The organism is Microcoleus vaginatus FACHB-2002, assembly GCF_040004035.1.
Taxonomy (GTDB): Bacteria; Cyanobacteriota; Cyanobacteriia; order Cyanobacteriales; family Microcoleaceae; genus Microcoleus; species Microcoleus vaginatus_C.
The window spans coordinates 324,481-343,134 of record NZ_JAMPLN010000002.1 but is presented as its reverse complement, the minus strand read 5'-3'; the positions used below and the strand labels follow the sequence as shown (position 1 = coordinate 343,134).

The window sequence follows — 18,654 nt, the reverse complement described above, 5'->3', positions numbered from 1 at the left end:
AGGCAGCAAATATGGAAACAAGTAGCATCTTAATCGTCGATGATAATCCTAGCAATCTGGACGTGCTTTCTGAAGCTTTAGCTGGTTCTGGATGGGAGATATTGGTAGCAACTGATGGCGAAACTGCCCTAGAACAGGCTGAATATAGTCAGCCTGATTTGATTCTGTTAGATGTGATGATGCCAGGAATTGACGGGTTTGAAACCTGTCATCGGTTGAAGGCAAGTCCGTTGACGAATGAAATTTCCGTAATTTTTATGACCGCTCTTTCTGACATAGGAGATAAGGTCAAAGGCTTTAATCTAGGGGCGGTGGATTACATTACTAAGCCCTTTGAACAAAAGGAGGTGTTAGCTCGCGTCAACCTCCATTTAAAACTGCGTTCTTTGACTAAAATACTTGCCGAGCAAAACCTAATGCTGAAACGGGAAATAGAAGACCGGCTCGCAGCAGAAGCAGCGTTACATCAGCTCGCGCAGGAGTTAGAAAAACGGGTGGAAGAACGAACGGCTGAACTTTCTCACGCTTTGGATAATCTAAAAAAAGCTCAAGTACAAATCGTTCAAAGTGAAAAGATGGCTTGCCTTGGTCAACTTGTAGCTGGGGTGGCTCACGAAATTAACAATCCAGTTAGTTTTATCTCCAATAATATCCCTATTGCCAAGGAATATATTGCCGATTTGATCGGGATGACTCGGCTTTGCCAGCAAAGGGTTACTTCGACATCAGAATTTGAGGATAAGTCCCAGGAGATTGAGTTAGATTTTATTGTTGAAGATTTGCCAAAAATTATTGATTCTATGGCGGTCGGAACAGAGCGACTTTACAATCTTTCTATGTCACTGCGTAATTTTTCTCGGTTGGATACATCGGCACTAACGCCAGTGAATATTCACGATGGGCTAGATAGTACCCTGTTGATTTTAGGTCATCGATTGAAAGGTAAAGGCACTCACCCAGCTATTAAGGTTATTAAAGAGTACGGTGAATTACCGCTGGTCGAGTGCTATCCTGGGCAAATCAATCAGGTGTTTATGAATGTATTAGCGAATGCAATTGATGCTTTAGAAGAGTCTACGATTAGTTGTCCGCTCTGCGGGGAAAAGCAACAGAGCAATGACAATCCACAGATTCGGATCTGCACTGAAATGCTTCAGGGCGACAGAGTGGTGATTCGGATTGCTGACAATGGGCTGGGGATAACGCCGGAGATAATGCAGCATTTATTTACGCCGATGTTTACTACAAAGTCAGTTGGTAAAGGGACAGGTTTAGGCTTGTCTATTAGCCGTGAGATTGTAGAAGCAAAACATGGTGGTACGCTGACCTGCATTTCCTCGCCCGAATGGGGGGTAGAGTTTGTAATTGAGCTTCCTATTCAGCATTAGTAATGGGGATTTTTTATGGTGAATCTTAGTTTGGCTGTTTTGTCAATATACCGTTAATTTGGCGATCGCCCATGTCGAATCTACCAATCACCCTCACTGTCAAACTCTTCGCCACCTATCAAGAAGCAGAGGGCTGGTCCGAACTAAAATGAGAATTTCCCCAAGAAACTCCCGTATCCCAAGTCCTAGAACGCCTGAGTACCCATCGCCAACAGTTCTAGGATCGATCGCACCGGCTTCGGTATCAACCAGGAATTTGCCCTCGCCCCACCCCACTCCAAAACGGTGATCGAGTCGTCCTTATTTCCCCTGTCAGCTCTCCTCTTCTGCCCTCGGACAGTCCCACGAGGGCGATCGGTTTGTCACCGGGCGGGCGATCGAGCTAAACTGAGAACAGAGGCCTCCCTTCGATCAGAAGAAGTCCTCAAACTTCTTGGAAGAAATTGTTTTACCTAGGAGTGGGTCAAGCCCACTTTTTTTGTTGCATTAGTCGCAGGAAAAGAGCTCAGGGCGTCTGACTTGCAAGTTGAGGACTGATTTAGTAGGGGTACCCCCCCGCTTGAGATCCCCTGCTGGGATGTTGGGTAAGTCCCAAAGTTGAAGACGAAAGTCGCAGCCACCTAATCAAACCACCTCAAAGCCAAGCAATCTCAACACCAAATTTTTCCTTGCCCGTGTCCGAGTTTAGGAGTTTTAACTGAAGTATTCGATATGACTCATCCCCTAATCCCACAAATCATAGACTTAGCTACCCCCGTTGCGGAAACACTGGGATTGGAAGTAGTGGGAGCAGTGTTTCACACCAACCAAAATCCTCCCGTCTTGCGGGTAGACATCCGCAACCTCCAACAAGACACTGGTTTAGCCGACTGCGAGCGCATGAGCACAGCCCTCGATGCTGAGTTGGACGCAGCCGACATCATACCCGATGCCTACGTGCTAGAGATTTCCAGTCCCGGAATATCCCGATTGCTCAGCAGCGATCGAGAATTCATTACCTTTAAAGGTTTCCCCGTGACAGCCAAAACCACCGAACCGGACTCGCGAATCAAAGAGTGGAAAGGACTACTCCTGGGCCGGGATGAAACAGCGGTTTATCTCAATCAAAAAGGGCGACAGGTTAAAATTCCCCGCCCTCAGATTGTCCAAGTTGAACTAGACGAAGGAAAAAAGATGTAAAGGGAAATTTTGAGTTTTGAGTTTTGAGTTTTGAGTTTTGAGTTTTGAGATTGCCTCGCAGCAAGCTGAAAACGCTTGGCTGCGAGTTAATTTTTAACAATCATATCTGTAGCAGCGGGTTGAATAGGAATAACAAATAAATTGTTACAGCACCTAGTTCTCCTAATCCTATTCAGTAACTCATCACTCCTCTGTCATCACTTCTGCTTGAAAATTTCCCAGTACCAATTACCGATTACCAGTTACTTATTACCACAGCAAAAAAGGAGTGTTTTATATGTCAATGGTTCCCCTGCCCGGACTAAAAGAAATGGTCGAAGGTATTAGCAAAGAACGCAATTTACCCAAACACGCCGTCCAAGCAGCCTTGCGAGAAGCCCTGCTCAAAGGATACGAACGCTACCGCCGTACCCAAAAACTCGATCACTTCAGTGAAGAATACTTCGACAACTTTGATGTAGAACTCGACGCAGAACAAGAAGGTTTCCGCGTTTTAGCCAACAAAACTATTGTCGAAGAAGTCATCAATCCCGATCACGAAATCTCACTTACGGAAGTGCAAGAAGTAGCCACGGAAGCTCAGCCTGGGAGCATCGTGCTCGTAGACGTAACACCAAATCAAAAAGAATTTGGTCGCATGGCCGCGATCCAGACCAAACAAGTTCTCGCTCAAAAACTGCGCGACCAACAGCGCAAAATGATTCAAGAAGAGTTTAAAGATTTAGAAGAAACCGTTCTTCAAGCAAGAGTGCTCAGGTTTGAGAGGCAGTCGGTGATTTTAGCAGTCACCAGCAGCTTCGGTCAGCCCGAAGTAGATGCCGAACTCCCTAAGCGCGAACAGTTGCCCAACGACAATTACCGGGCAAACGCTACATTCAAGGTTTATCTCAAAAAAGTAGGCGAAGGCTCTACTAGAGGGCCGCAGTTACTTGTTTCTAGAGCAGACGCAGGTTTGGTGGTGTACCTGTTTGCTAACGAAGTACCAGAAATAGAAGACGGGGTGGTGAGGATTGTCGCCGTGGCCAGGGAGGCAAATCCGCCATCCCGGCACGTCGGCCCCCGGACTAAAATAGCAGTTGATACTCTCGATCGCGACGTAGACCCTGTAGGAGCTTGCATCGGAGCGCGGGGATCGCGGATTCAGGTAGTAGTCAACGAATTGCGCGGCGAAAAAATCGACGTGATCCGCTGGTCTCCCGACCCGGCAACTTATATTGCTAACGCTCTGAGTCCCGCTAGAGTAGATGAAGTGCGTTTAGTTGCTCCAGAAGGCAGGAGAGCTCACATTTTGGTCGCTGAAGACCAACTGAGTCTTGCCATTGGCAAAGAAGGTCAGAATGTCCGCCTCGCAGCTCGCCTAACCGGTTGGAAAATCGATATCAAAGATATTGCTAAGTACGATCGCGCCGCCGAAGACAGCAAATTGGCAGCAGAAGCAACTAGGCTCGAAGAACTAGCAGACGACTACGACGACGCAGACGAAGCAGGCGATTACGACGAGGAAACCGCAGAATTTGAGGAAGAGGAGGCAGCCGCCACGGAGGAAACCGAAGCGGCAGTCTAAAAACTGTGACATTTACCGAAGAAGAATTCAGAATTCAGAATCCAGAATGGGTTCTGTGCGACAGGATGGAGAGGAGAATCGAGGTTTAAAGCCTCCGATTTTAATCGTGGAGCCGAAAAAATTCTTTCCGTGACCCTTGCCCCTGACTTGGGGCATGGCGTATTTTGAATACTGAATTCTGTCTTCTGACTCCTTGTCATAAGATTTTCTATCTTCGCGAGACAAGGAGGATTTGTCCCCTACTCCCCCTCTCACAAGAAATGAAACCGAACTACCGGTGCTGTGCAAGTTGTCGAAAAATAGCTCCAAAGGAAGCTTTTTGGCGAGTAGTCAGGCTCTATCCTTCTCATCAGGTACAATTAGATCGTGGCATGGGCCGTTCTGCTTACCTTTGTCGGGAAGCAGAATGCCTCAAAGCAGCTCAGAAAAAAAATCGACTTGGGCGATCGCTCAAAGCGCCTGTGTCTGACGAACTGTACCAAACACTTTGGCAGCGTTTAGCCACATCTGACTGTACATCTTACTCTGGCTCACCCGGACGAAAAACCGACAATAGTTCGGCATCGACTGTATAAACCCTCTTGGCAGCCCTACCAGTAATTACCGGTAGCGCCAGCTATAAAACCCCAATCCGATCTGCCCACCAGTCTGGAAAGATTTGTGTCAGATTAGATAAGGGTAGGGTACTAGCAGAGGTATCCTCAAGGTGGAAAGGCAAACTTTGAAGCTTGAGAGAGTGGGTTTTGCCAAAACTCAGACTTCGGAGTTCCAAGTTGCCAAACAGACTTGAGAATTCTTCAACCGCAGACTTCAGCGAGTTGCATCTTTCTAGATAAAATTGCTGAGAGAGTACCGCAACCCCGATTCCTGACACTGAATCAATCACACCGAATGATGTCGTCATTAGAACAAAAAATCACAATGTAAAAACTGGTTGGCACAAAAGAGGGCAGAGTGGATGAACAACGGCAAAGTAAGAATTTACGAATTATCACGGGAACTAAATTTGGATAATAAAGACATCTTGGCAGTATGCGAGCGGCTCAATATTTCAGTCAAGAGCCACAGCAGCACAATTACAGAATCCGAAGCAGAGCGCATTCGCAAAACGGCGGAAAAATACGTAGCCAGTAGCCACTCTTCCCCCGGCAAGCCAGCTCCACCCGAAAGAGCAGCAGCGCCATCTAGAGAATCTGGCCCTCACCCTAACGACCAACAAAAAAAGCAGCAAATTTTAGAAATACGCAGTCCAAAAGTACGGCAGGCTGGTGCTTCCTCCCAGCCTGCAGGCAACGAGGAGAACAAAAACCAGCCCGCGGCAACCGTGGCAACTCCTCCCAAGTCGCCTGCAGCTCAACAGCTCCAGCCTCCAGCTAAACCGAATATCAATAGACCTGTACTGTCGAAGCCAAATGTCGCAGTCTCGGCGGCTCCCTCAGAAACAGTGTCGGAAAATGTAGGTGCGATCGCCCCGGAAACCACCGCCCAGGCTCAGGCACCTGCGGCACCTCAACCGCCGTCGGAAAAGGCTCCAGAACGCACCCCGCAACCCCCGATCGCCCCTCCCGCGCCTTCGGCTAAACTCACGTCGCCGCCAGTCAGAGGGGCGTCCGAGTCGGCTAGCCGTACCCCACAAAATCTGGGAAACAAGCCGGTACTCAAACTTGCAAGAACCGAGCAAGAGCAATCAGAACAGTCAGAAACTCTGGAAGCGCCGGCTAAACCGAGCCGCCCCAGCAGACCTGCACCAGGAGCTCCTACCGAATCTCGCGACGCGCAAAGACCGCGCCGGGAAGGCGCTGGTGGCCCAGTAAAAACTCCACTGGCCGCTCGACCCCAGCCCGGTGGCCCGCGCCGGAGCCTTGCCCCCGCAACGTCAGCTACCGGGCTGCGTAGCCGCGGCGGTGACACCGGAGCCCTAGGGGATGACACGGATGACAATGAAGAAGATAATACGCCGTTGCTGGAGATTCCTCTCCTCGAAAGGCCCTCCCTCCCTCGTCCTGCCAAAAAGACATCGGTCATTTGGGAAGAAGATGATGACGAAAACTCAGATGCTGCCAAAGCTGCCAAGGCAGTTAAGGCAAAACGTTCTCGCCTCAAACCAATAGATGAGGATGACGATGACTTAGAAAACGGCTTGGATCTGCCAGCACCAGTCACGGTCAGCCTGTCCCTAGCCCGCCCAGCTAAAGCGAAGGGACAAGCAGCACCCAAGTCAACACCAACTCCGGGCGCACCCGGAAGCAGCGGAAAAAATAAGAGACCAGGCCCTTCTCACGATAAAAGTTCTTCTTCAGGTTCCAGCGGGGGACGCGGCAACCGGGGCAAAACAGCCGAAGCTAAGGTAGAACGTCCAGAAAAACTGCTGCTGAGCAGGCCGATGACCGTTCAAGAACTAGCAATTACTCTGGCTGTTCCCGAAACCGAAATTATTAAGCGGCTTTTCTCTAAAGGAATTGCGGTAAATATTACCGAAACCCTGGACATTCCAGCGGTGAGGATGGTAGCCGAAGAAATGGGCGTAGAGGTGGAAACCCCAGAAAAAGTAGCGCCAGCTATCAAAGTGATCGAGATGCTGGACGAAGCGGATTTGGAATACCTCGAACGCCGTCCGCCAGTAGTAACGATTATGGGTCACGTGGATCACGGTAAAACTACCTTGCTCGACTCGATCCGCAAAACCAAGGTGGCTCAGGGAGAAGCTGGGGGCATTACCCAGCACATCGGTGCTTACCACGTAGATGTGGAACACGAAGGCAAGAGCCAGCAGGTGGTATTTTTGGATACGCCCGGCCACGAAGCCTTTACAGCGATGCGGGCTCGGGGAACACGGGTTACGGACATCGCCATCTTGGTGGTGGCGGCGGACGACGGCGTGCGACCCCAGACAATTGAAGCGATCAGCCACGCGAAAGCGGCGAAAGTGCCAATTGTCGTGGCTATCAATAAAGTTGACAAGGAGGGTGCTCAGCCGGAACGGGTGAAGCAAGAGCTTACTGAGTACGGCTTGGTGGCAGATGACTGGGGCGGCGATATCACGATGGTTCCAGTCAGCGCGATCCGAGGCGAAAATCTGGATACGCTGTTGGAAATGATTCTGACAGTGGCGGAAATGGAAGACCTCAACGCCAACCCGCACCGATCGGCTAAGGGTACTGTGATTGAAGCTCACCTCGACAAGGCAAGGGGACCTGTGGCAACTCTGCTGGTGCAGAACGGTACTCTGCGAGTGGGCGATATTGTGGTCGCAGGCTCGGCTTTGGGCAAGGTGCGCGCCATGATCGATGACCGGGGCGATCGCGTAGAGCAAGCAACTCCATCCTTCGCGGTGGAAGTGCTGGGGCTGCGGGAAGTTCCTCGCGCCGGAGACGAGTTTGATGTCTTCGCAAACGAAAAAGAAGCTGCGGCGATCGCCTCTGGAAGAGCTACCTCTCAACGAGATTCCCGCCTGCTGCAAGGCGGCCGTATCAGCCTCAGCGGCTTCTCTCAACAAGCTAAGGAAGGCGTTCTCAAGGAACTCAACTTGATCTTGAAGGCAGATGTCCAAGGCTCCCTCGAAGCAATTGTCGGCGCTCTGACTCAACTTCCTCAAAAAGAAGTTCAACTCCGACTGCTGCTATCTGCTCCTGGGGAAATTACAGAAACGGATATTGACCTCGCTGCAGCCAGTAATGCTGTAATTATCGGGTTCAATACTACTCTCGCCACCGACGCTCGCCTCGCGGCTGACCAAGCGGGGGTTGACGTGCGGGAATACAGCATCATCTACAACCTCTTGGATGATATTCAAGGGGCGATGGAAGGCCTGCTGGAACCCGAATTGGTGGAAGAACCTTTGGGTCAAGTCGAAGTCCGCGCTGTCTTTGCGATCGGTCGCGGGGCTGTGGCTGGATGTATGGTGCTCTCTGGCAAAGTCATCCGTAACTGTAAGGTGCGGGTGCGCCGGGGCAACAATGTCGTTTACGAAGGTGTCCTCGACTCCCTAAAACGGATGAAGGAAGATGCCAAGGAAGTCAATGCTGGCTTTGAATGCGGCATTTCCTTGAGCGGGTTTAGCGACTGGGCGGATGGCGATATGATTGAAGCCTACCGGATGGTTACTAAGCGCCGGACTCTCTCTCAATAGTTTTGAGTTGTGAGTGTTGAGTGGGAAGAGAATTTTTTGAGCGATCGCAACCAAATTGCCGATCGCTCGCCACTCTTCTCTTCACTCAATACTCCCAAACTCATCACTCGCAACTTTTGTTTTTAACTTATAGCAGAAGGAAGAAGCAAGAAGGAAAAAGGTTTTAGTTATCTCGGAAAGAATGAACAAGCAATAAAAGCAAAGATGTTAGCAATTAACAACGTCCTAATCGTTTTGGCTGTTGCGGAAAATTCAAAATTTCAAACTAAAATAAGACTTACGCAAAGCAACCGAGTTTCCTCTCAAAATGCTCGGTTTGACCGCTAGAAATGTACTCTTAGCACCGGGTTTCTGGGTCAAGAGTGCGTCCCAGACTCTCAAAATTCAAAACTCATAACTCATAACTCATAATTATTTAAAGTGCGTTCTTTTTGGTCAGATCCTTTTTTGTGGATTCACCTTTCTGGGGCGGCTACACTGCCGATATTCCTGGGACTGTGCTTGCTGGGACTCGCAGTGGGTTCTCCCCTGCTTCCTGTCTGGTTAGAAATGTTTTTAGTGGCTGTAGCAGGTATTGTTCCTGTGCTGTGGATGCAGTGGTTCCGCCCTTTTTACATTTTTAGTATTTTAGTTGTGGCGGTAAAACCGCAGAATTTAACTTCTGTGCAGCAGCAGATTTTAACTCGGTTTAAAACAAAGTTAAATCAAGGAATTGCTCTTTTTGTCGCTGTTTTGCTGGCAGTAATTTTGTGGCAACTCTACCGATTGGCTCCTCTGGCAGCTTCGGTGGCTCCCTTTCCTCCTTCCTGGCGGTGGGCTGGATTGTTGTTGGCAGTTGCTGCTTTTTTAGCTAGCAATTTGTTTTTGCAGGTGTCTGCTAGTGTCATGGCGGTTTTGCTGACGCCGGAATCAGAATTTGCAGCGACAAAGCCTCATGTTTTAGAAAAAATTCGGCAGGATTTTACGATCGCACCTTGGCAAGTCGATCGACTTTTGCCGGCCTTGGCAGCCGAGACAACTGCGGCTGTGGCTGCACCCGCAGAGTCAATTGGGCCAGCATCAGCCATAGGTAATTCGTCAGCCGTCAGTATTGTCAACCCCCAACCTGCTGACACCAACAGCGTTACATCTCTACCCGAAGAGTCGATCGAAAAAAAGTGAAATAAAAAATTAAGAGGGGGACAATTGTAGTTTAAGCTACTTTAATTTGTACAGATGTATGCTGTAAAAAAAATAGATAAGGCCCATCCTTAGATAGAGATTATTAATAGTCTTAATATTTAATTTTCAATCGCAGGTTGTGGATATTTTATATTGGCTATCTGGAGAGAAGAATCTATAATAGAGAGTGTCAAGGTCAGCTTTCAATCCTTACAGGGGATTAAAACAGAGGTATAAGAATATGGCGAATTATCTACCGCTCGCAGAAGAACCTCAAGCCGGAGAGCCGATCGAGCTGTGCCAAGATTCTGAAATCTGGGGCAGTCTCAAATCCGCGATCGGCGCAAGTTCAGGATTTCAACGGTGGCAGCTAGAACTCAATTTTGAGCGTCAGCAGCAAAATGCCACCATCGATCAGCAGGTTCGTTCCTATCTGCGGGAAACTTTAGAAACTTTGGCTTACTGAGAGCAGCCAAGCCCAATGCTGTAACCGATAGTACCTTCCCATCGCCCCATGTTTAAAACCAACTTGAAACACGGCGTTAATTTCACGATTTTTCAGAACAAAGGGCGTTGTAGAATGAATCATAGATATCCTAGCTCCTTCTATTCAGGAGCTAGGACGTTATCGATACCTACTCAAAAAAATCACCGTGTTCAATCTTAAAAAAATGAGCTGAGTTCCTTGACGGAGCGACAACGCCTATCTTACCTTGATGGTAAAAGTATTTAATCCCCTGAACCTCAAAAAAGATAGCGGATTCTGGACAGGCTTATTGACTCATAAGATCGTCCGAGATAGGCTTGAACCTGATTCTCTACGATCGCCAGTCTCTTTTATTGACTCATGCCCGCGAAGATATTTTCGCTTGGTCATTTAACTCAAAACCTTGACGCAGCAATGCTTTCAACCTGCTTTTCACCCCGTGAACTGAGTTCCTCCAAGGATTGAAGTAATATCTGAGCACTACGCCGATGGTGAAATTTAGCAGCAATCTTCTGTCGTGATTTCTGAATCATACTCAATGTTAATTCTTTGTCCTTTAGCAATTTTGCTATGACCTCTGCCATTTTTTCGGGATTTTCCGGCGGGACTAGCATACCGTCAACACCGTTATCTATCAATTCCGCCATTCCACCCACCTGCGTCACTACTACAGGAGTTTCCATAGCCATTGCTTCCATAACCGCTACAGAAATTCCCTCTTTCAAGCTGGGTAAAACAAAAATATGAGCCTCTTTATAACCTTGGCGATTTCGTTCTTCTGAGACAGAACCAAGCAGCTCAACATAATCAGACATTGATTGCTGTTCAATAAATTTTTCGAGTTCTTTGCGGTAGCCATTACCAGCGTATTCATCATCACCAGCAATCTGCAAGTGCACGTCAAACCCTCGTTCTCGAAGCAACTTCACTGACTCAATCAGGTACTTTTGTCCTTTCGCTATATTCAGACGGCCGCAAGTGTAAATTCGGCATTGACTGCCTTCCTGCCAAGGACTATAGGGAGTTTCACGCTTAACTTCATCCAGATTTACACCGACTGGTGACACCCTCACATCCTTTGGCAAGAAGCCTGCCAGCTCATCTTTGACAGAGTTGAGGAGTTGTTCAGACATTACAGAAGCAAAAGTAGAATGTTTCCATTTTTGTTCTTGATTGGGCCCAAAATCTTCTAGCTGACCGAGAAGAGCCAGACTATAAGTGATGTCCGAAAGTATGGAGGCAAATAGGGCAATATTAGCAGCATTGCTACAGGAATGAACGTGGACGTGAGACCAGCCCTGGGTTCTGGCAAGCCAAGCTAGCTTAGCCCCCATAACAACCAATACCAAATAGTACAACCTTTGAGAAAAGGATATATTTTTAGTATTAGCAATTACAGTGAGGCAGCGCCACCAAGCAATCGGGCCAGCTTTGATGAGTTCGATGAGAATGTTAACAAAATCTTTGAGATCAAAGGGTACCAAATAATCAGTCATACTTTGGGCTTTCTGAGCCCAAGTATGTACAACTTTAGTGGGCGGACGGCGGGTTGATATCATGTGAGGTTTCATACCAAGATCGAGCATTGCTTGATATTCTCTCCATATCCAAGTATGAGTTTGTCCGGGAAATTCAGGGATAAAGTAGCCAATCTGTTTATTCATTATTGATTCTTTTCCTTAGCAACTCGACAAATTGAAATATGCTAAAAAATCGGTTGTTTGTTCCCGATCAAAGATTTTTAGCTGGCGGAAGCCACGCCCTGCCCATTTTTTGGTATTAGAACTTTTAATAGCTACAAATATAGTTTGGGGTATACCCAAAACTATATTTGTATCAACCAAAAACTCCAATCCCACTACGTTGAAAGGGTGTAAAATTTTAGGCTACTGAATGTGAGCCGTCATTCAATAAATGCTGACTAGCCGGAGAGGTTTCACATTGTTTTTTGGCTAATAGTCTAGGCGGTTTTGCCTGCTGTAACCTTTAATCGAGTCCGATCTTTGCCGATCGCCAAACATTTTTTTACACCCGCAATTACATCTTCCACATCTGCATCTGTTAATTTTGCCGAAATCGGCAAGCTAACTGTATGCCGGCCGATGTACGCAGAATTCGGATAGTCTTCCGGCTGCCATCCAAACATTTCTTGATAGATAGGATGTTCTGGCATACTCATGTAATGTACGCCGACACCGATATTTTCAGCATTGATAGCGTTGAGAAACTCGTCGCGGCTGATTCCTGCTTTGGCTTCATCTACCAGAATGGTGTACAGGTGATAAGCATGAATTGTATCCGGTTCGGGGTTGGCGGGCAAAGTAATCGGCAGATCCGCAAATGCTTCGTTGTAGCGCTGCCAAATCTGCTCCCGCCGCTGCCAATAAGGGGTGACTCGTTTCATTTGATGAATGCCGATCGCAGCTTGCAGATCCATCATATTGTATTTAAAACCGACTCCCACCACTTGGTAGTGCTTGTAACCCGAATCTCCGAATCGCTTCCAAGCATCTTTGCTCATACCGTGCAGCGCTAAAATGTTGAGCCTGTCGGTATCTTCTTTACTGGCGACCAGAATCATTCCTCCTTCACCCGTCGTGATATTTTTGGTAACATAAAAGCTGAAGCATCCGAAGTCGCCAAATGTGCCTGCTTTCCGCCCCTTGTACTCTGTTTCGATCGCGTGAGCGCAGTCTTCAATTAACTTCAAGTTGTGACGGCTAACAATCTCGCAAAGCGCATCCATATCGCAGGGACGACCTGCGAAGTGAACCGGCAAAATTGCTTTAGTCTTTGAAGTTATTTTAGCTTCGACTTGAGCCGGGTCAATATTCATTGTCACCGGATCTACATCCGCCAGTACCGGTGTTGCCCCGGCGTGGATAATGGCATTAACTGTAGCGCAAAAAGTCATGGGAGTAGTAATGACTTCATCCCCCGGTTGTAACGAAGCAGCAAGGAGGCTCAAGTGGAGTGCGGCCGTACAAGAATTGACTGCAACCGCGTACTGCGAACCCTTGTAAGCATTGAATTCGTCTTGAAAACTCATGACTTTCGGGCCTGTACCCAACCAACCTGTTTTCATGGTTGACACCACTTCTTGAATTTCAGCATCTTCGATCGCCGGAGCACCGAAAACCAAGAAACGGTCTTTTGAACGAATAGGATTGTTGTTCATGTTGCTAATGTTACCCAGTAAATAGGGTCGATAGAGTGAAAGTGTACTATCGTGACAAGTACGGTTTTATTAGGAATTGAGGGGCTGTCAATTAATGCAGCCTCTCACCTTTTTTTTCAACTTTTTTTAATCAAGAGTTTTGGCGAATAGGTTGCGTAATAGTGTCTGTTATAGTACGAGCTTACTAATTACCCGTGGTTTTTCCCCAAGCGCCTGACTCTGACAGCGTTGATCTATCTTAAGATAGATCAACTGCAATGTCCACCAAATCGTACTTCAGTTTATGGGGGATACAGAAGCTCTTTCCCTGTTTTTTATTCTTAAATAGTTTTATTAATCAAAATATACGTATATTTTATTTTAAATTTGTGTAAACCATCGAACGTTTATCCGGACACTTCTTTTACAGCCAACTTATACTATTTTAGATTTGAGATTTGAGAAGGCTTGATTCCCGTTAGGTTTGAAGCTTGTCTACCGTTGCATTCTTTTTTAAAAGTCGTGTTAAATTTAGGCAAATTTTGCACAAATAAAATGTGACTCCGCTGTAATTTATGCAGGATCAGCAACATTGTGCGATCGCTCGAAGCAATCAACGGTCCTTGACCAAATCCACTACAATCTAGGCAGGCGAATCTTGTTCAAAATGTCTTGCAGCCGTTCTGAAACGCCGCCCAATTGTTCTGACAAAGCTACCAGTTGACCGTAAGCTTCAACTAAGCGATCGCCCTCAACATAAACTTCTGGAGTAGGATAATTCTTCATCGCTTCCAGCAGGGTAATCTCGTTATCATTAGTTGCAGACAGCACCAATGCCTCGCGCAAAGCTTCTCGATTTGCATTCCCAGAAGGAGTGCGAATTACTTGACCCACTTCATCGAGAATTATTTCGCCAACTTTGCTCTTAAGCGTCCGATCCAAAAAGCTTTGACTGACTTTTACTGGTCTCATCAGACTGTTGCGAACCGCTTCTGGGTCTTTTTTTGCTTTTCCCAGCAGCATTTCTAACGCGGGCGACATTTGCCCAGTTTCTGCAAAAATTTCTAATTCGCTGACGGGTAAAGTCATTCGGATCGCACTGTATTTGAGCACTACCTTTTCGGCCGCCGCCGCCGCATTGCTGTAAAATACAATTCCCGCGCCTGCTGCTAAAAATAACGTCCACCGCCCTTTGAAAAATGATCGACCCATAGTAAAATATCCCAACATCTTTTTCTACTTCGACTTTGACACATCTCATGAGTTACTGCACAGACTCAGGTCTTCGGGAAATGCTACATTATTCGATCGCCCCAGCCGTTATACCATTTTAGATTTTAGATTTTAGATTTTAGATTTTAAAATTGCAACTGACTGATCATCGTGATTTCGAGTAGGGGTCTACAGTTGCATGATTTTTGGGAACTGGAATTACCTGTATCGGATGCTAGGCAAAAAACTCGGTTCCGGGCGCTAGTACGGGATTTTGACTCTGTGCGCGGTGCACACCCTACTGATTCTCTCTCCCCAGCTCCTGAGCCTACCAAAATGCCGAACGCCAGCTCTTCTATCAGTGAAGGCTGGCGCTGGGCTTAAATTTATTTTATATATTTAGGGTCTTTATGAAAGCTGACCCCAATTGAACGAATGACAAGCGGTTTATGATTAGGGCCTTTAAATTTGCTGACCCCAATTGAAGCCACATCATTATCATTACAGGGATCGCTGGCAAACGAGGATTTCATAATAATTTCTTTATATTTCTAACTTTTCCTTGCGTCAGATAGATATTTGTCTCGATTTGTAAACTTTTGTTACTTCGACTTCGGGGATCGGCCCTCGGCGCGCTGCTCCCAGCGGAACAGGAACACCATCAGGGCCACCACTCCGACTTGGAGGGCAAAATTAGGCAAAGCAGAACCAATTTCCCGGCCAGAGGCAATTTTAGCGAGGAAAACCAAGCCGCCGATAAAGCCCGAAGCGCCACAAGCTATGTAAACAAACTGTCGCAGAGGCCGGTAGGGAGTGGCCATTTCTGCGGTTAAACGCTCGTATTGTTGGCGGCTGAGGTTGCGCGGGTTTTTTGGGATGTTTGTGCGATCGTCCGAATTGGGGGCTGGCATAGATTTAGAAAATAAGTAAATTAGGATTGGGCCACAAAAACCCGGTTTATACCAAAAATCCTCTGGCTTAGGTAGCAAATACTAGCGAAAAACCGGGTTTTTGGTACTTTGGGCGCAAGTCGAGTGAATATTAGACTACAACAAATATCTCACAACTGCCGAAACAAATCACCGCTGAATCAAAAGCACAACTGTCTGCAAACAGCCGACAAAAACGCCCAAAATGCCTCCTAAATTTACAATTCCCTGCAACTCACTTTTGACAATTCCCTGAATTGCTAACTCCAACTCTTCAGGAGAAGTACCTTTGACTCGATCGACAATCACCTGGTCAATATTCAAAATCGGGATAGCCTGAGCTACAATATTTTCTAAATCCCGCTCTAAATAGCGCTCTAAAACCAAAGCCAGTTCTTGGCTGACAATTCCGAGGGAAGCGCTCATCACCGCTGAAGTTTGCAAGCGATTGAGAAGCAACCGCGAAATATTTTCCCAGTCAATAGATTTGCTCAAACCCTCAAGTACGTCTGTACCCCGCTGTTGAACATAGCTGCGAACACTGTCGCGCATAGTTTTTCGCAACTGTCTCACAGTCGAAACCGGTAAATTTTGCATCGACAAATTTTGCAGCCATTCCTGAATTCGCCCGCGAATTCCCAAAGAAACAGTTAACTCTGCTAAGCGCTGATTTGTCGCTTCTCTGTCATCAAGACAAAAAGTCCGCAGCCGAGTTAAAGTGTTCCGCAAACCAAACAAATTTGCTACTACCCAATAAGTGCCGCTGGTTTTTTCTCGAAACCCTTCATCTATGATCGAAATATTGCGATCTGTCAAAAAGTCAATTAAAGCCTGCCGCAGCACTTCCGGTGGTATTACTACCTGCAACAACCACTCAGCAAGCTGAGCCGCCTGAGCTTCAGTTAGCTGAATCTCCAGCAAAACTTGGTCAAAAATTTGATTAAGCTGAGCTTCTAAAAAATCTTCCCGGCGCGCCAAAACTTTGAGAATTCGCGGCATAGATTCCCCCAACAAATCTCGCAGAATGTTTGCGAGAATTTTAGCGGTTTTTTGCTCGGCGTCGGCTTTTACCTGATCCAGCGCCAACTGCAACAGCCAGAGAATCACCGACTGCATCCGCTCGGTTTGCAGGAGGCGGCGCGCCAAGTTTTGCAGTTCCTCCGGCGTCAGCAGGGAACCCATAATTGTGTCGGAAATTCGCTTTGCTAAACGCTCTTGGTTACGGGGGATCAAGCCTGGAGTGAAAGGCAACTTCCGCCCTTTGATGTAAATAGCTCGATAGGGGCGGAACAGCATTTTGATAGCTATATCGTTAGTGAAATAGCCAATAATTCCTCCCACTACAGGTGGGGCCAACAACAGCCAAATGTCAGACGGATTCATAAATGATTAAAAATAGGGTAAGGTGCACACGGATCGGTGCACCCTATAGTTAGATAGCTGATATAGACTGCAAGCATTTTTAATTTTAAATTGCTTTGCCCAGTACCAATACTCCCATCATAGCTCCGGCAATCGGGTAGTGGGTGGCGGCGGCAAATCCGGCTTTATTGGCGATCGCGACTTGCTCCTGGCCGATCGGGAATTTTTCTAAACTAGGATTAATGTAAGCATATTCTTGAGTCATGCCAAATTGCTGAGCAATGGGCACTACGAGACTGTCTAGATAAAACTGCTGAAAGCTCCGCATTAGGGAATTGCTGGGCCGGTGGAGGTCGAGAATAGCTGCTTTGGCACCGGGTTTGAGCACGCGGTGCAATTCCTGGAGACTGCGGGGGATGTCAGTCACGTTACGCAGGCCGTAACCCATTGTGGCGCAGTCGAAGTAATTGTCAGCAAAAGGCAAGTCTAGGGCGTCAGCTTCTACCCAGGAAATGGGGCTTGCAGGCGTGAGAAAAGGTCGATCGCGCCTAGCCGCCACGGCCAATTGTTCGGCGGAAAAATCTACTCCAAATACGCAACCGGTCGGCCCTGCTTGTTTAGCCAGCAACAAAGCTAGATCTCCGCTACCGCAGCACAAGTCTAAACAAGTATTTCCGGGGCCCGCACTGCTCCATTTCACCGCCATTTGCTTCCAAATCCGGTGTTGCCCAAAGCTCAACCAGTCGTTCAATTGATTGTAAACTGGTGCAATTCGATTAAATATAGTTTTAATTTGTTCGGCGTTATTAGTCATTTATCATTTGTCATTGGTGATTGATAATTTGTAATTGATCGGTCGAAAAAAATAATTAATCCCTGCATTCATGTCATGCTGTCGCCAGTCATTAATGCTTTTTTATTTGTTAGCGAGCGGTGAGCTTTTGTCGAGAATTATTGGTTTGCTATCATTTTAAACTCAAGACATAGAGCCGACTGATGACTAAGGACTAATGACTGATGACTCATGACTGATGACTAATGACCCTGAAAACTCGTCAATACCAAAGCAACTTCTTGAGCGGCGAGGTGAACTGTTGTGAGTTCGTCGGGGCGCAGGGAACAAGGTTGCTTCCACTGCATGGAAATCAGGGCGATCGATCGACCTTTGTGAATCACCGGGATGCTCAGGTGAGCTTGAATGCCGGATTTCTGATAGTGCGGCAGGCTCGCTAAGGCTGTGTCGATCCCAATATTCACAGCACCCTGAATAGTTTGAGAGGTAATTGCTTCTCGAACCAGAGGGTCATCTGCCAGCCAATTTTCCACGCTTGAACCAGTGGTGTGAGTGCCTTGGACTGGTATTAAAACATTTTCTTCCACCAGTTGCAAAATGCAACAGTCCGCCAAAAAATTATCACTTATAGCAGTAGCAATTGGATCTAAACTTGCTTCCAAACTCGGATAATCCACAGCCGTTTGCATGATTGTTGCTAACAGTTGTATTTGAGTTTGGGCGCGATCCAATTCCTCAGTCCGCTGCTTGAGGATTTCATAAGTCTCGGCCGCTTTTTGCACCACCATTTTCAGTTCGTTCGGGTCCCAAGGCTTGGTGATATACTTGTAAACCTGTCCTGAGTTAATCGCATCCACCAAGTCTTCAATGTCCGTAAAACCAGTCAAGATAATTCTGACCGTATTCGGAAACTGGGGCACGGTTTTGCTCAAAAACTCCGTCCCCTTCATTTCGGGCATCCGCTGGTCGGAAATGATGACGGCGACCTCGCCTTCGATGCCGAGGACTTCCAAGGCGCGAATTCCGCTCTCAGCTTTGAGCACGTTAAAATCTCGTCGGAAAGTGCGGTAGAGTAAATCCAGATTGTCTGGTTCGTCGTCTACTACCAGCATTTTGGGCTTTTTCGGTCTGTGTAGGGTCATGAGCTGGCGTTTAATTTGATCTAGCTCTGAAATGGCATTATCCATAACAATACGATAAACTCCCCTTTGTAAATTTAGGCGAGCAACTATTCTGTAACAATAGTCTCATAACTCACTTACTATTAATCTATCGCTCTGCCGCGACACGAGC

At 47.2% G+C, this 18,654-nt stretch carries 15 protein-coding genes; 7 read left to right on the top strand and 8 right to left on the bottom strand.

From position 1 onward, the window contains the following. The first annotated feature begins 11 nt into the window (after positions 1-11). The 4 genes from NDI35_RS03015 to NDI35_RS03000 all read left to right on the top strand — a co-directional run bounded on the left by NDI35_RS03015 (position 12) and on the right by NDI35_RS03000 (position 4,706). Positions 12-1,388: a hybrid sensor histidine kinase/response regulator gene (locus NDI35_RS03015; protein ID WP_445311430.1), complete on the top strand. Its 1,377-nt coding sequence runs from the start codon at positions 12-14 to the stop codon at positions 1,386-1,388. Positions 1,389-2,099: 711 nt separating this feature from the next. Then, positions 2,100-2,567, top strand: coding sequence for a ribosome maturation factor RimP (gene rimP, locus NDI35_RS03010; RefSeq protein WP_333066665.1), 468 nt, complete (start codon positions 2,100-2,102; stop codon positions 2,565-2,567). A 277-nt stretch (positions 2,568-2,844) separates the two neighbouring features. Then, entirely contained in the window at positions 2,845-4,131 is a 1,287-nt protein-coding gene (gene nusA, locus NDI35_RS03005) for a transcription termination factor NusA (protein ID WP_445311429.1), read from the top strand. Between the two features lie 260 nt (positions 4,132-4,391). After that, a complete protein-coding gene (locus NDI35_RS03000; protein WP_333040950.1) occupies positions 4,392-4,706 on the top strand; it encodes a YlxR family protein in 315 nt (104 codons plus the stop codon). A 41-nt stretch (positions 4,707-4,747) separates the two neighbouring features. Here the strand turns inward: NDI35_RS03000 and NDI35_RS02995 are convergent, their stop codons facing one another. After that, on the bottom strand, positions 4,748-5,035 hold the full coding sequence (locus NDI35_RS02995) for a hypothetical protein (protein WP_333077133.1): 288 nt from the start codon (positions 5,033-5,035) through the stop codon (positions 4,748-4,750). A gap of 54 nt (positions 5,036-5,089) precedes the next feature. Between NDI35_RS02995 and infB the strand changes: the two genes are divergently transcribed. The 3 genes from infB (at position 5,090) to NDI35_RS02980 (ending at position 9,887) form a co-directional block, all read left to right on the top strand. Beyond that, positions 5,090-8,260: a translation initiation factor IF-2 gene (infB, locus tag NDI35_RS02990; protein ID WP_445311428.1), complete on the top strand. Its 3,171-nt coding sequence runs from the start codon at positions 5,090-5,092 to the stop codon at positions 8,258-8,260. Between the two features lie 420 nt (positions 8,261-8,680). Further along, positions 8,681-9,421 carry a low-complexity tail membrane protein gene (locus NDI35_RS02985; RefSeq protein WP_445311427.1) on the top strand — a complete coding sequence of 247 codons (741 nt, stop codon included), beginning with the start codon at positions 8,681-8,683 and terminating at the stop codon, positions 9,419-9,421. Between the two features lie 241 nt (positions 9,422-9,662). Next, positions 9,663-9,887: a hypothetical protein gene (locus tag NDI35_RS02980; RefSeq protein ID WP_445311426.1), complete on the top strand. Its 225-nt coding sequence runs from the start codon at positions 9,663-9,665 to the stop codon at positions 9,885-9,887. A 416-nt stretch (positions 9,888-10,303) separates the two neighbouring features. Here the strand turns inward: NDI35_RS02980 and epsE are convergent, their stop codons facing one another. The 7 genes from epsE to NDI35_RS02945 form a co-directional block, all read right to left on the bottom strand. Further along, the gene (gene epsE / locus NDI35_RS02975) at positions 10,304-11,572 is read right to left on the bottom strand and encodes an exopolysaccharide biosynthesis GT4 family glycosyltransferase EpsE (protein ID WP_445311425.1); all 1,269 of its coding nucleotides are present in this window, start codon (positions 11,570-11,572) and stop codon (positions 10,304-10,306) included. A gap of 296 nt (positions 11,573-11,868) precedes the next feature. After that, complete coding sequence (locus NDI35_RS02970) at positions 11,869-13,086, bottom strand: DegT/DnrJ/EryC1/StrS family aminotransferase (RefSeq protein ID WP_445311424.1); 1,218 nt, start codon at positions 13,084-13,086, stop codon at positions 11,869-11,871. 615 nt (positions 13,087-13,701) lie between these two features. Continuing rightward, entirely contained in the window at positions 13,702-14,277 is a 576-nt protein-coding gene (locus NDI35_RS02965) for an alpha/beta hydrolase (RefSeq protein WP_445311423.1), read from the bottom strand. A gap of 602 nt (positions 14,278-14,879) precedes the next feature. After that, on the bottom strand, positions 14,880-15,188 hold the full coding sequence (locus NDI35_RS02960) for a DUF3493 domain-containing protein (RefSeq protein WP_242723760.1): 309 nt from the start codon (positions 15,186-15,188) through the stop codon (positions 14,880-14,882). A 168-nt stretch (positions 15,189-15,356) separates the two neighbouring features. After that, the gene (locus NDI35_RS02955; protein ID WP_445311422.1) at positions 15,357-16,589 is read right to left on the bottom strand and encodes a DUF445 domain-containing protein; all 1,233 of its coding nucleotides are present in this window, start codon (positions 16,587-16,589) and stop codon (positions 15,357-15,359) included. Positions 16,590-16,674: 85 nt separating this feature from the next. Then, positions 16,675-17,382 (bottom strand): bifunctional demethylmenaquinone methyltransferase/2-methoxy-6-polyprenyl-1,4-benzoquinol methylase UbiE, encoded by a 708-nt coding sequence (ubiE, locus tag NDI35_RS02950; protein WP_445311421.1) that lies wholly within the window; start codon positions 17,380-17,382, stop codon positions 16,675-16,677. 221 nt (positions 17,383-17,603) lie between these two features. Next, the gene (locus tag NDI35_RS02945) at positions 17,604-18,548 is read right to left on the bottom strand and encodes a response regulator (protein ID WP_445311420.1); all 945 of its coding nucleotides are present in this window, start codon (positions 18,546-18,548) and stop codon (positions 17,604-17,606) included. Positions 18,549-18,654 lie beyond the last annotated feature (106 nt).